This is a genomic window from Sedimentisphaera cyanobacteriorum (genome assembly GCF_001997385.1).
Taxonomy (GTDB): Bacteria; Planctomycetota; Phycisphaerae; order Sedimentisphaerales; family Sedimentisphaeraceae; genus Sedimentisphaera; species Sedimentisphaera cyanobacteriorum.
The window spans coordinates 784,720-798,418 of record NZ_CP019633.1; the positions used below are offsets into that span (position 1 = coordinate 784,720).

The following is a 13,699-nucleotide window of genomic DNA, read 5'->3' on the forward strand; positions in this document are numbered from 1 at the left end:
ATTTATTTAAGTGTTCTTTCAACAAAAGCCATATACTGCTTTTCCGTGTCTATTCCTTCATGCGCCTCTGGAATTTCCTCTGCTATAATCCTGAACCCGTTTTCCAGAGCCCGAAGCTGTTCGAGCGATTCGCTTATCTCAAGAGGTGTACGAGGCATTTGAGTAATTTTCATAAGGAAGTCTTTTCTGTAAGCATAAACCCCTAAATGGCGTTTCATAAGGCTCACATTAGGTTTCCCGTCTTTCCGAGAGTAGGGCACCGGCTGTCTGGTAAAGTAAATAGCGTATCCGTTCTTGGCAACAACTGCTTTAACGGCGTTGGGATTTTCGACCTCGCTTCGGTCCCTGACAGGCGTAACGAGCGTAGCCATATCGGCTTGTTCGTTATTTTTAAGCAGATTTGCAAGCTGGTCGATATTTTTCGGGTCTATTTCAGGCTCGTCTGCCTGCACATTAACAATAATATCGCAGTCAATTTGCTCTGCTGCCTTGGCAACCCTGTCTGTCCCGCTTTTGAGGTCCGGGTCTGTAAGGACGCATTCAGCACCAAAGCTTTCGCAGGCCTGCTGCACCATTTCACTGTCAACAGCTATTACGATTTTTTCTGCCGAATCGGCCTTTGCAGCGGTTTCATAAGTGTGCTGCACGAGATATTTACCAGATTCCGAGGCGAGAATCTTACCTTTGAAACGGGTTGAATCGTATCTGGCGGGTATTATTATAACGGTATTCAAGTCGGTTCCTCGCAGTTAGTTTTTTATTATTTTCTAAAACTCACTGCCTTAATAATTTATTGAAAAACGTTTGATAAGTCAATATTAAAATACACGACAGCGTATCTTGACATTAACTCAGTAAACATTATGATTAGCGTTCTATATATTAACAGATAAACGGAACAGTAGAAATGTCGGAAAATAAAAATTATAAAAAAACGCTGAATCTCCCTAAAACGTCTTTTGCAATGAAGGCTAACCTAACCCAGCGCGAGCCTCAAATGCGCAAACAGTGGGCAAAGGAAAAGATATATCAGAAGATAAGAGAAGCCAGAAAGAACAGCAAACCTTACATCCTCCATGACGGGCCTCCTTATGCCAATGGAGATATCCATATGGGACACGTTATCAATAAGGTGCTCAAGGATGTAGTTGTAAAATACAAAACCATGCGAGGCTTTGATGCCCCTTACGTTCCGGGCTGGGACTGCCACGGGCTCCCGATTGAAGCTAAAGTGATGACCGAGCTCGGAGATGAAGCAGCGGATATGGAAAAGCTTGAGATACGCAAACGCTGCAAGAAGTACGCGAGCAAATACGTTAAGCTTCAGAGCAGGCAGTTTGCATCTCTGGGTGTTTTCGGCAATTATGAGGACCCGTATCTCACAATGGTGCCCGCTTACGAGAAGGGTATCCTTGAGGTTTTCGGCAAGCTTGTAGAGCAGGGGCTTGTTTACAAGCAGCTCAAGCCCATACACTGGTCTGTAGGCTGTCAGACTGCGCTTGCAGATGCTGAGCTTGAATATAAGGACATCACTTCCCCAAGTATTTACGTAAACTTTCCCGCAGAAAGAGAGGCGGCCGAAAAGCTCATCAACCTCGGCCTGGCAGAACAGGGCGAAACCGCCTGCTTTATGATCTGGACAACCACCCCCTGGACACTCTGCGCTAATCTGGCTGTAGCAGTTCATCCGGGGCTTGAATATGCCTCTGTCAAATATCAGAAAAACGGCAAGAAATATGCATCGCTTGTATGCACTGAGCGGATTGAAGCAGCAGTTCAGGCAGCAGGAATATCAGAATACGCCGTTTCTGAGGCGAGAGTTAAGGGCGCAGAGCTGGAAGGGCTGAGATACTCCCACCCCTTTATCACTGAGAAGCCTACTGAATCAGATGCGTATTTTGTCGTTCAGGCCGATTACGTTACCACTGAAGACGGTACTGGCCTTGTGCATACAGCCCCTGGACACGGAACTGAAGACTATATGACCGGCGTTAAAAACGGGCTGGAAATTTACTCTCCCGTAGATGAAAACGGCACCTATGATGATACTGTTCCGGATTTCCTCGCGGGCAAGAATGTGCTGAAGGTGGATGAAGAAGTTATTGAAAGGCTCTCGGCAAAAGGCCTTCTTTTCGCAAGAAAAGACCTGCTCCACAGCTACCCTCACTGCTGGAGGAGCCGGATGCCCGTTATCTTCCGCGCCACAGAGCAGTGGTTTGCAGGCGTTGACATAAAGCTCGAAGACACAGGAAAGACCCTTCGTGAAATGGCCGTCGCCAGTACCGATGAGGTTCGCTGGATACCCGGCTGGGGCAAGAAGCGGATTGCCGGAATGCTTGAATCAAGGCCGGACTGGTGCCTCAGCAGGCAGAGAAGCTGGGGGCTGCCGATACCGGTTTTCGTAAACTCAGAAGGCAGGAGCCTGCTTACGCCCGAATCTGTTGCAGCCGCTGCTGAGCATATCGGAAGAAAAGGCTCAGACAGCTGGTTTACCGATTCCCCTAAGGAGATACTCGGCGAAGATTTTGATTTGCCTGAGGGATTCAGCTTCGATGATCTGGAAAAGGAAGAAAATATTTTTGATGTATGGTTTGAGTCCGGCTGCAGCTGGCACAGCGTGGCAGCAAACAGGGGTTGGGATCTGCCCGTTGATTTGTATCTTGAAGGCAGCGACCAGCACAGAGGCTGGTTCCAGCTTTCACTTCTCCCTGCACTAGGAGCAATGCACAGAGCGCCTTTCAAAAACGTTCTGACTCACGGATTTACAGTAGATGCTGAAGGCCACAAGCAGAGCAAGTCTTTGGGCAATTATGTAAATGCAATGGAGGAGATCGAAAAGTACGGCTCGGACATCCTCAGGCTCTGGGTTTCCAGTGTGAATTATCAGGAAGATATGCGCTGCAGTGATGAGCTTATCGGCAGGATGAGGGATTCTTATCGGAAAATCCGCAATACCATAAGGTATATACTGAGCAATATAAAGGATTTCACGCCGGAAGAGGCGACTGCTTTTGAGGATATGGAGCCAATAGACCAATGGGCTCTTTACCGCTACAACTTTATGGTCAAAAACGTTATCAACGATTATGACAATTTCGTTTTCCATAAGGTATTCGCCGGCGTATACAATTTCTGCACAGTAGAAATGAGCAACATCTATATGGACGTTGTAAAAGACCGTCTGTATTGCGAGCTGCCTGAGAGCCCTTCAAGAAAGAGCTGCCAGACTGTGCTCTGGAAAATACTAAACGGTTTGATAAAGCTTGCTGCCCCAATAATGGTGCATACCGCTGAAGAGGCATGGGCATCGCTTGAACAGAAGGATGAAAACTGCGAAAGCGTACATCTTTCTCTAATAAATGATGCTGATCAGCAGGTTTTGGATTCAGCAGACCAAGAAAAATGGAAAACGATTTTTGAAATACGTGATGAAGTTCTCAGAAAGCTTGAAGAGCTCAGGCAGAACCAGACTATCGGTTCAAACCAGCAGGCAAGTGTCGCTGTAAAGGCAGATGAGAGTACTGCTGATTTGCTTGAGCAGTTCGGGGCAGATAATTTTGCAGAGCTCTGCATAATAAGTGAAGCAAAAATAGAACGTGCAGAGAACCTTGAGATTTCAGCCTGCAAGTCCGCAAATGACAAATGCCAGAGGTGCTGGAACTACTTCGCTTCAGTGGGTGAAGATGCAGAAAATCCCGATTTGTGCAAAAGGTGCGCCGAAGCGGTTAAGCAGACCTCTGCTGTTTGAGAACTCCTTTAAGGGAATAAATGAATTTAGCAAATATACGAAATTTTTCCATAGTAGCACACATAGACCACGGCAAGAGTACAATCGCAGACAGGATTATGCTACATGCAGGGGCGGTTACTGAAAGGGAATTTCATAACCAGCTGCTTGACAGTATGGATCTTGAAAGGGAGCGCGGTATTACTATCAAGGCCTCCGCTGTTACCATGTATGTCAATTACAAGGGCGAGAAATATATGCTCAACCTCATTGACACGCCCGGGCATGTGGATTTCAGCTATGAGGTCTCTCGTGCTCTTACCGCCTGCGAGGGGGCACTTCTTGTTGTTGATTCTGCTCAAGGCGTTGAAGCTCAGACAGTTGCCAATGCTTATCTTGCGATTAATGAAGACCTCGAGATAATTCCTGTGTTGAACAAGATTGACCTTCCTGCTGCAATGCCCGAAACGGTGATTGAAGAGCTTGGGAACATTCTTGGGATTGGGCAGGAAGAATGCATCTATGTAAGCGCAAAATCCGGCAAGGGAGTGGACGATTTGATAGGGGCAATAATAGAAAGGCTGCCCGCACCGGAAGACCACATAAATGATAAGCTTCAGGCCATGGTTTTTGACAGCCATTTTGATGAGTACCGCGGAGTAATCTGCTACTTGAGGGTTGTTTCCGGCTCTATTAAAGAGGGGCAGAAAATATCATTTATGAGCTGCGGACATAGCTACACGGTAACCGAGCTTGGCAAATTTACACCGAAGATGGATAAACGCAAGGAGCTGGGCTGCGGTGAGGTTGGTTATATGATTGCCAACATAAAGAGCCTCTCGGATGTACGCGTCGGCGATACTATTACCAGCCTTGATGAGCCTGCTGAGGAGCCTCTTCCGGGTTATGAGCCTCCAATGCAGATGGTTTTCTCGGATTTCTATCCCGCTCAGAGCAGTGATTATCCGAAGATGAAGGCCGCATTCGAAAGGCTTGCTCTTAATGACTCAAGCTTTACGTTTTTCCCGCAGAATTCCCCGGCACTGGGTTTTGGATTCAGGTGCGGTTTTCTCGGACTTCTGCATATGGAAATTGTGCAGGAACGTCTCGAGAGAGAAAACGATATTGAAGTTATCCAGACCTCGCCCAGTGTGAGCTATGAAGTGCTCAGCACTTCGGGAGAAATTTTCAAGGTCGATTCGCCTTCTCAGCTTCCAGAGAAGAGCGAAATCGAAGAGTTCAGGGAGCCTTTTGTTAAGCTTGAAATCATTATGCCCAAAGACTATATCGGTACTGTTATGCAGCTTGCCGAGCAGCGAAGGTGCGTAGTTGGTAAAACTGAATACCTTGGAAGCAACCGCGTAATGATGCAGTTTAAGGCCCCGCTTGCCGAGATTGTTTACGATTTTTACGATATCCTGAAAGGCGCTACCAGAGGCTACGCAACGATGGATTATGAGCTTTTAGGATTTGAGAAAAGCGACCTTGTAAAAATCGATATTCTGGTTAATAAGGTTGAAGTAGATGCTTTGTCAACTATAGTGCACAGGGATTCTGCTGAGACAAGAGGCCGGAAAATGATAACTCGCCTGCGTCAGGCAATTCCCAGACAGCAGTTTGAAGTTCCCCTTCAGGTGGCTGTAGGGGGTAAAGTAATCGCTAGGGAAACAATCAAGGCATACAGAAAAGATGTAACCTCTAAGCTTTACGGCGGGGATATTACCCGCAAAATGAAGGTATTAAAAAAGCAGAAAGAGGGCAAAAAGCGTATGAAGAGTGTTGCATCGGTACAAATCCCGCAAGAGGCGTTTAAGAGCGTCCTCAAATCAGGTGAATAATGCCCTCTGTAAATGTAGTTTAATTATCAGGAGATAATATGTTAAAGAATCTTAAGGCCATGTGGCCGGTTGTTACATTAGTGTTAATAGTGCTTTTTGGAGCAGGCATTGCTTTTGCAATGGAATCTGGTGCAAGCGAAAAAGAAGTTGCTCATCAGATTGCATTTCACGGTGCTGTAACCTTATTTATGGTTTATGCTACAGCAGTGCTTGGGCTCAGCGAGGCTAAGAGTTCTTATCAGTCTTCAAAATATAATAAAAGATCAAAACAGACTAAAACCAGCAAGAACACCAAAAAGTCAAAGCCTTCTGCACCAAGGCTCCCGAAAGAAGGGCCAGTAACTATTCACGTAAGGAATCTTGCCTCTGATGTTTTCGAAACTCATCTCAGAGAGATATTCTCCAAGTACGGCGAGGTGAATTCGGTAAGGATTATTGCTGATAAAGAGACAGGCGATTCCAAAGGTTACGGGTTTATTGAGATGTCTAAACCTGCAGAAGCTGGCAAGGCTATTGAAGGAGTAAACGGAACTGATCTTTCAGGCAAGGCTATTAATGTAACAGTGGCTAAAAGCCGCAGACCGAAAAACAAAAATTACACTAAAAAAAGCTGATTTTATGGACAGATTCAATTATAAAAACGGGGAGCTGCATATAGAGCAGCTCCCTGCTTTAAAGATTATCGAAGAAGTGGGCACGGCCTGTTACGTGTACAGCAAGAACACTTTCCTTGACCACCTGCACAAAATACAGAACGCCTATGCTCAGCTCGACACGACTGTATGCTATTCAATAAAGGCCTGCAGCAATATAAACATACTAAAATTTTTAAGTGATAGCGGCTCGGGCTTTGATATCGTAAGCGGAGGCGAGCTCTTCAGAGCGGTTAAGGCCGGAGCTGATATGAAGAAAATTGTCTATGCCGGCGTCGGAAAGACCGACGAAGAGATCAAGCAGGCGCTTGATGCCGGAATAGAATATTTTAACATTGAAAGCGAACAGGAACTTGAAAACCTGATCAGGCTCAGCTCTGAGAAGGGCTGCTCAGCCAAAGCTGCTTTAAGGGTAAATCCCGATGTGGACCCTAAAACCCACGCCTACATCACTACAGGCAAGAAAGAAAGCAAATTCGGAGTTGATATAGAAAGAGCTGAAAAGGTTTTCGATACCTACTCCGGAAATCCAAGCGTTAAGCTTCGGGCTATACATATTCACCTTGGCTCAGGCGGGAACACCGTTGACCCTTATGTTGAAGCAATAGAAAAAATCTTAGGTCTTATAGACACTCTTCGCAGCAAGGGTTATGAGATTGAAGCTCTCGATATTGGCGGCGGGTACGGCGCAGACTACGTTACCGGATACGGCCCTTCAGCAAAGCAGTATGCCGAGGCGATTGTACCTCTGCTGAAGGACAAAAACTTGAAATTAATCCTTGAACCGGGCAAGAGCATTGCCGCCAATGCAGGGATACTGCTCTCTGAGGTTCAGTATGTTAAGCAGGGCGGCAGCAAAAAGTTTGCGATAGTTGATGCCGCTATGAATGATATGATTAGGCCGTCATTGTACGACGCATTCCATTTTATCTGGCCTGTGAAAACAGATGCCAGTTTCGTGCCGAAGCACAGAAACGAGAATATGCAAATGGAAGGTCTTGAAAAGTATGATGTTGTAGGCCCGATATGCGAGGGAAGCGATTTCCTTGCCAAAGAAAGACTCTTGCCTCCCCTCAAGAGAGGCGATGTGATCGGGCTTTTCACGGCGGGTGCTTATGGATTTACCATGGCAAGCAATTACAATTCTCGCCCAATGCTTCCGGAGGTTCTTGTGGACGGCGATGATTACACGATAATCAGAAAGCGTCAAACTTACGATGACCTGATTAGCCTTGAACAGTAAATCAGAGCGTTTTTGAAACACTGATTTTTCACATTAAGAACAAAATTGTTCAATGACAGTATAAAAACGAGATTAAACTTTTTGACTAATTTACTGTTTAAGAATCAGTTTTTTCAAAGATTGAAATACATATAAGAATTTCTCAAGTTTGACAATTCGACCGAGAAGCGGTCTTATAATGAAAGGGGGGTTCGCTATGACGAATTCAGCGCTGAAAATTTTATACCTTCTGATAATTTTTGCTTCGGGAGCATTATCAGCTGGTTTTTCTTATGCGGGAACCCCCGACCTTGCCCCCACAGTTCCTAACGACTGGCTTGAAGAGATTCCCGTAGGTTATCAGCAGCTTTCCGATTATGAAGACCATAATTCCAGTCCATTCTACATTAGCGGCAGCGACCTCTATTACAACATAGCGGTTGAAAATATCGGCAATTCTATTGCAGGCGATTTCTATATCCGAATAGAATTGGACGGCCCGCAGACGGACAGCTGGATTTACAATCTGGATTTATGGCCATTTTTCTCCGATGAAACCTTCAGCTTCAGCAGCGATAAGTATCTAGGAAACCTTCAGCCCGGAGCTTATACTATTTCAGTAGAGATTGATTACTATGATGATGTTCAGGAAAGCGATGAGTCCAATAATTACTTTGAACGTATAATAACAGTGGGAGAGGCTGGTTACAGCTCTATTTCCGGCAGAATTTTCGGTGATTTGAATTTTAATTCCAGTAAGGATGCAGGCGAAATTGGTCCTGAGGGCTGGACAGTGTATTCAGATACGAATTTCAACGGAGCTTTTGACTCCAGCGAACCAAACGATATTACAGATTCAAACGGGAATTACACCCTAACAGGCCTAAAGGCAGGCAGCCATTTAGTTTGTGCTGTTTCACAGTCTGGGTGGGTACAGACCTATCCTTATCAGCTAAGCGCCCCTGAGCCCCAGAAAATGAGCACTGCTGAGAGCCAGCCTGACAATTATACTACCCAAGGCTCAAACGCCCCCTTATTCAAAATGGGGCAAACTGACAGCGAAATCAGGCCTAATATGATTGAAGCTAACGATTTGATTGGAATCAGCGATTTCCGTAACGATTACACATTTGCGGGCTACAGTGGTCAGGGCTATGCAGCAGCTGTTATAGACACGGGCGTTGATGTTGACCACAGCTTTTTCGGGCCGGATTTGGACAATGACGGCGTAGCAGACAAAATCGTATATCAGTACGATTTTGCAGAAAACGACAGCAGCGCCGCTGATTACGACGGCCACGGCACACACGTTGCCAGCATTATAGCCAGCGAAGACGACACTTACCCGGGAATTGCACCTGATGCGGATATAATTGCACTGAAAGTTTTTGATGATGAAGGCAATGCCACCTTCGGATACGTAGAAAATGCTCTTCAGTGGGTTGTGGATAATGCAGATGCCTATAACATAGCGACCGTTAATATCTCTCTCGGAGACGGTGAAAATGACGCGACCTTTACTCCCGGATACGGCCTGAACGATGAGTTAGCAGCTCTTGTTGAGATGGACATACCCACGTTTTGCTCTGCCGGGAACAGCTATATGGATTTCAATCCTGCTGAGGGCTGTTCTTATCCGGGCTCTGATCTCAATACAATATCGGTAGGGGCGGTTTTTGATGATGATATTGGTTATATGTCCTATTCCGGCGGGGCAACGGCATTTTCCTCAGATTCAGACAGGATAACGCCCTTCACACTCAGGCATTCGGATATATCGTGTATTATGGCTCCGGGCGCTCAGATTACAGCCGCGGGCCTGGGTTCTATTTCAACGATGAGCGGCACTTCTCAGGCCTCTCCGGTTCTGGCAGGGGTGAGCATTATTGCCCAGCAGATCTCTGAGGACATCCTTCAAAGAAGGCTCAGCTTTGCGGAAATGAAAGATTTGATAAAAGCAGCAGCAGCAGACATTTACGATGGAGACGACGAAAACGATAACGTTGATCATACTTATGAAAACTATAAAAGGGTAAATGCATACGATCTTTCAAACGCATTAATTGAGATATCGGATGTTCACAAAAATTACGTTACTCTCGAAGCAGGGGAGGCCAAAACAGATTTAGATTTCGGTTTTTATAAACTTACGCCCGACTTTAACACTGACGGGGCGGTCAATCAGACTGATTTATCGATCTTTGCCTCGTGCTGGCTGCAGAGTCCTGAAGGGGACTGTGTGAAGACAGATATAGATGAAAGCGGTTTTATTGACTATATAGACTTTAAACACTTAGTCCAGCTTTGGGGAATATAATTTTTTTAAGAAAATTTAAATGTTTGGATAATTAGCAATTTGCTGTTGAACATAAAATATTATTCTCTAAAATTCTAAACGCTTTCAGAAAGATATTAAAAACAGCAATTAAGGTAGTCAAGAGTATGGCTCAAAAAAGATCAAAGAAACCTAAGCACCTTACAAGTAAGGAATTGAATCAGTTTAAGTATCTGCTGCTCAAGAGAAGGGCGGAAATACTTGGTGATTTCACCCAGATAGAAAATGATACCTTAAAAAACACAATGGGAGAGTCTAATGGAGACCTCTCGAGTATGCCGATACATATGGCTGATCTGGGAAGCGACAATTATTCTCAAGATTTCGCACTGAATTTGATGAAAAGTGAACGTGAAACTCTCTCAGAAATCACGCACGCTTTGAAGAAGTTTGAAAAAGGCACTTACGGTCTCTGCGAAGCAACCGGAGAAGCAATCAACAAAAAACGGCTTGAGGCAAAGCCTTGGGCGAGATACTGCATTGCATACGCGAGACTCCTTGAGAAGGATCTGGTTAGAGAAGGCCAAAAGATCAATTTAGAAGATTATCAGCAGTATCTGGCATAATCAGCCGTATATAAAACAGTATGCTGTATAGCCTATATATATGAGCAGCAGAAATGCCCCGTTGCCTCTTGATATTTTACCGCCTCGGGCGGCAAAGATCTGGAAGATTATTCCAGTAGCAAGAACCAGCAGGTAGTCTGCTCCTTTGAGCCTTGCTTCAAAGCTGAACGGGCTGATTGTAGAGGCAGTTCCTGTAACCAAAAGGGCGTTGAAAATATTAGAGCCTATCAGATTGCCCACAGATATGTTTTCATGGCCTTTAAGTGCTGCTGTTACGCAAGTGATTAATTCTGGAAGGCTTGTTCCTATAGCAAGAACTATCAATCCGATTACAGCCTCGCTTATGCCTATAACCCTGCCAATATATACAGCGCCTTCGAGCGCGAGCTTTGCCCCTGCAATCAGAAATAACAAACCGATCACAAGAAAAACAACGCTTTTGCGAAGAGGCATTTGTGTTTCAGGCACAGGCTCTAAAGCTGCAATTTTTATCCCCTTCCTGGCCTCATATATCACAAGATACAGCAGAATTATAAACGCTGCCAGCATTAAGAGGCCTTCGATTCTGCTGATATAGCAGTTCCAAAGGAATGCCAGCATAAGAAGTACGATAATATTCATTGCGGGCATTTCGATCCTGCTTACCCGCCTGCTCACCGCCATCGGCTTTATAATCGAGCTGATTCCGCCTATCAATGCGATATTTGCAATGTTTGAACCAAAGATATTCCCCAAAGCTGCTGAGCCTGCGCCTTTCATTGCAGCAGCTGTGCTTGAGGCAGCTTCAGGAGCGCTTGTCCCGATGGAAACCACTGTAAGGCCTACTACAAAAGTGCTCACGCCTGCCTTTTTTGCAAGAGACACAGAGCTTTCAACGAGCATATCAGCCCCTTTGCAGAGCATATAAACGCCGGCAATATTCGCAAGAACAGCCGTTATGATGTTAAGATCCAATCAAACTCCCTGTCTGAAAAATAAACAGGGCAGCACAATAATGCACCTGCCCTGTAAAAATATTATAGTGAATTGTTGTTTTTAACGTTCATCCAAAGGTATGTATGGTTTTCTTTTAGCCACGCTCTTGTATGCCGGCCTTATAATTCTCCCGCCGCTTGCAATTTCTTCGAGTGCGTGAGCGCTCCAGCCGGCAATTCTGGCCATAGCGAACATCGGCGTGTAAAGGTCTGTAGGTATTCCGAGAATCTTGTAAACGAAGCCTGAATAGAAATCGACATTAGCGCTTATGACTTTATCGCTTTTCTTTACATCCGCAAATACCTGCGGCGTGATCTTCTCAACATTTTTATACAGCTCGAATTCTCTTTCGTAGCCTTTTTCCGATACGAGCTCTTCCACCTTCTTTTTGAAGATTTCGGCTCTCGGGTCGGATTTAGTATATACTGCGTGTCCCATACCATACACAAGGCCGGTTCTGTCGAATGCCTGCTTGCGTATTATTCGTGCAAGATATTCCTCAATTTCCTTTTCATCAGTCCAATTGCTTACGTTTCTGGAAATGTCTTCCATCATTTCAATTACACGGATATTTGCCCCTCCGTGCTTGAGGCCTTTCAGCGAACCGATTGCTGCTGCAATTGCTGAATATATATCGGTATCAGAGCTCATAACCACGTGGGTTGTAAAAGATGAATTGTTTCCGCCGCCATGCTCAGCGTGTACAACAAGAGCCAGATCGAGGATTTCAGCCTCAACCTCCGAAAAGGCACCGTCCGGCCTTATAAGCCTCAGGAAGTTTTCAGCAGTGCCCATATTTTCGTCCGGGCGGTGAATAACGAGGCTCTGATTATCAAAATTATGAATTTTGGCTTGATAACCGTATGCAATCATTACAGGGAATTTTGCAACAAGCTCAATGCATTGACGAAGGATTGTTTTTAACGTTCTTCCTTCGGGATTTCTGTCGTAGGAATAAGCAAAAAGCACGCTGCGTGCGAGTTTATTCATAATATTTCGGCTCGGCGCCTTCATACTTATCTCTTTGTACTCGCTCGGCAGATCCCTGTAGGAAGACATAATCTGCTTGAAATTGCTCAAGTTATCTTTGTCGGGGAGTTTGCCGAAAAGCAGAAGATAAACTGTTTCTTCAAATCCAAACCTTTTTTCCTTAAGGAAGCCGCTGCAAAGGTCGAGAAGATCTATACCACGGTACTTCAAAGAACCTTCAACAGGAACTTTTTCCTTTTCGTCAACGATATAGCCGTGAACATCGCCTATCTCGGTAAGACCGACTAAAACGCCTGTCCCGTCGGAATTTCGCAGACCCCGCTTTACGTTATAGTTCTCATAATGTTTCAGGTCTATTTTGTTTGCAGACTTTGCGTATTTCGCATTCTTGTCAAGGAACTGTTTTTCAAATTCATAATCCATTCTTACCTCGCTAAATGCTTATCGTTATATTAAGGAAATATGCGCAGCACTGCCATCTTCAGTCTCTTAGACAAAACATGTTCACACTAATTCCCCGTGAAAAGCCTGCTTAGAGAAAAGCAAACGCCTATTCTCAGTAAAAGCGCATATTTAAACCTTAGATATTCTAATCTTAAGGTGAAATATTTCAAATCAAAAATTTCTCATTCTATTTGTTTTCTTGAGATTCTTCTTTATTACCTTTTCTCGGAGCAGGTTTGCAAGACTGGCAGGGTTTTCGTCCGGATTTAACAGCATCCTGAAAAGAGTCGAAATAAACAATATTCTCTTCAAGGATCCTTTCTACGAAAAAACAGCTTGTTTTGTGGAAGGTTCGGCTGTTTTTAGAAGCGCATAACTTCTTCTTACCGGCTTTTGCAGTTTCTTGAAAGTTTTGGTCTTTTATAGATGTACTGTCAGATTCTTTTTCCTTTTTTGGGGTTAATTCGCAATTATTGGCAATTTTTTGAGCATTGGAAGGGCGGTTTTGTTCAATTTCAGCCTCTTTTTCAGGTTGCTTATCTGATTCCTTTTTCAAAACTTTCTTAACTGCAAACCCTTCTCTCAAAAGGATTCTTGAAAGAGATCTTCCTTCAAGCCTTATATCTGCTTTAACTGCAAATTCATCTTCAGCCCGCTCTATCGAATGCAGAGAGATTTTTTCTGCATCATTGAAGGATTTGTCCAGAAAACGTTTTAGCCTTGAGGAATAAAATCTTAAATCCTCTTTATCGTCAACAGCAGGGGGCATTGAAACAGCCTTAACAATAACTTTCAAATTTTTGCCCACAACAGCTGGCCACCCTGTGATATTCATCTTTACTGAGAGATCGCCGTTAGAGCCTTTGTAATCTGCATTGTAAGCGGGCTTGCCCGCAGAAAAACTGATAAGCACCAGCAGCAAAACACAATGAAATTTCATATTTGCCTC

At 44.6% G+C, this 13,699-nt stretch carries 10 protein-coding genes; 6 read left to right on the forward strand and 4 right to left on the reverse strand.

The window, feature by feature from the left end:
• Nucleotides 1-2: 2 nt before the first annotated feature.
• Nucleotides 3-734: a 3-deoxy-manno-octulosonate cytidylyltransferase gene (gene kdsB, locus L21SP3_RS02990; protein ID WP_161488072.1), complete on the reverse strand. Its 732-nt coding sequence runs from the start codon at nucleotides 732-734 to the stop codon at nucleotides 3-5.
• A 173-nt stretch (nucleotides 735-907) separates the two neighbouring features.
• Between kdsB and ileS the strand changes: the two genes are divergently transcribed.
• The 6 genes from ileS (at nucleotide 908) to L21SP3_RS03020 (ending at nucleotide 10,341) form a co-directional block, all read left to right on the forward strand.
• Nucleotides 908-3,748 carry an isoleucine--tRNA ligase gene (gene ileS, locus L21SP3_RS02995; RefSeq protein WP_077539276.1) on the forward strand — a complete coding sequence of 947 codons (2,841 nt, stop codon included), beginning with the start codon at nucleotides 908-910 and terminating at the stop codon, nucleotides 3,746-3,748.
• 20 nt (nucleotides 3,749-3,768) lie between these two features.
• Nucleotides 3,769-5,565, forward strand: a complete 1,797-nt coding sequence (lepA, locus tag L21SP3_RS03000) for a translation elongation factor 4 (RefSeq protein ID WP_077539277.1) — start codon at nucleotides 3,769-3,771, stop codon at nucleotides 5,563-5,565.
• A gap of 38 nt (nucleotides 5,566-5,603) precedes the next feature.
• The gene (locus L21SP3_RS03005) at nucleotides 5,604-6,179 is read left to right on the forward strand and encodes an RNA recognition motif domain-containing protein (RefSeq protein ID WP_227806799.1); all 576 of its coding nucleotides are present in this window, start codon (nucleotides 5,604-5,606) and stop codon (nucleotides 6,177-6,179) included.
• Between the two features lie 4 nt (nucleotides 6,180-6,183).
• Nucleotides 6,184-7,461, forward strand: coding sequence for a diaminopimelate decarboxylase (lysA, locus tag L21SP3_RS03010; RefSeq protein ID WP_077539278.1), 1,278 nt, complete (start codon nucleotides 6,184-6,186; stop codon nucleotides 7,459-7,461).
• A 196-nt stretch (nucleotides 7,462-7,657) separates the two neighbouring features.
• On the forward strand, nucleotides 7,658-9,757 hold the full coding sequence (locus tag L21SP3_RS03015; RefSeq protein ID WP_161488073.1) for a S8 family serine peptidase: 2,100 nt from the start codon (nucleotides 7,658-7,660) through the stop codon (nucleotides 9,755-9,757).
• 125 nt (nucleotides 9,758-9,882) lie between these two features.
• Nucleotides 9,883-10,341, forward strand: a complete 459-nt coding sequence (locus L21SP3_RS03020; protein WP_077539280.1) for a TraR/DksA family transcriptional regulator — start codon at nucleotides 9,883-9,885, stop codon at nucleotides 10,339-10,341.
• Here L21SP3_RS03020 and L21SP3_RS03025 read toward each other — a convergent pair whose 3' ends face one another.
• The 3 genes from L21SP3_RS03025 to L21SP3_RS03035 all read right to left on the reverse strand — a co-directional run bounded on the left by L21SP3_RS03025 (nucleotide 10,342) and on the right by L21SP3_RS03035 (nucleotide 13,690).
• Nucleotides 10,342-11,295 carry a calcium/sodium antiporter gene (locus L21SP3_RS03025; RefSeq protein WP_077539281.1) on the reverse strand — a complete coding sequence of 318 codons (954 nt, stop codon included), beginning with the start codon at nucleotides 11,293-11,295 and terminating at the stop codon, nucleotides 10,342-10,344.
• 81 nt (nucleotides 11,296-11,376) lie between these two features.
• Nucleotides 11,377-12,729, reverse strand: a complete 1,353-nt coding sequence (locus tag L21SP3_RS03030) for a citrate/2-methylcitrate synthase (protein ID WP_077539282.1) — start codon at nucleotides 12,727-12,729, stop codon at nucleotides 11,377-11,379.
• Nucleotides 12,730-12,937: 208 nt separating this feature from the next.
• Nucleotides 12,938-13,690, reverse strand: a complete 753-nt coding sequence (locus L21SP3_RS03035) for an Ada metal-binding domain-containing protein (RefSeq protein ID WP_077539283.1) — start codon at nucleotides 13,688-13,690, stop codon at nucleotides 12,938-12,940.
• Nucleotides 13,691-13,699 lie beyond the last annotated feature (9 nt).

Bases quoted from the DNA above. Each gene is read 5' to 3' on its own strand.
- ileS (WP_077539276.1), top strand. From the start codon at position 908: ATGTCGGAAAATAAAAATTATAAAAAAACGCTGAATCTCCCTAAAACG.
- lepA (WP_077539277.1), top strand. From the start codon at position 3,769: ATGAATTTAGCAAATATACGAAATTTTTCCATAGTAGCACACATAGAC.
- L21SP3_RS03005 (WP_227806799.1), top strand. From the start codon at position 5,604: ATGTTAAAGAATCTTAAGGCCATGTGGCCGGTTGTTACATTAGTGTTA.
- lysA (WP_077539278.1), top strand. From the start codon at position 6,184: ATGGACAGATTCAATTATAAAAACGGGGAGCTGCATATAGAGCAGCTC.
- L21SP3_RS03015 (WP_161488073.1), top strand. From the start codon at position 7,658: ATGACGAATTCAGCGCTGAAAATTTTATACCTTCTGATAATTTTTGCT.
- L21SP3_RS03020 (WP_077539280.1), top strand. From the start codon at position 9,883: ATGGCTCAAAAAAGATCAAAGAAACCTAAGCACCTTACAAGTAAGGAA.
- L21SP3_RS03030 (WP_077539282.1), bottom strand. From the start codon at position 12,729: ATGGATTATGAATTTGAAAAACAGTTCCTTGACAAGAATGCGAAATAC.
- L21SP3_RS03035 (WP_077539283.1), bottom strand. From the start codon at position 13,690: ATGAAATTTCATTGTGTTTTGCTGCTGGTGCTTATCAGTTTTTCTGCG.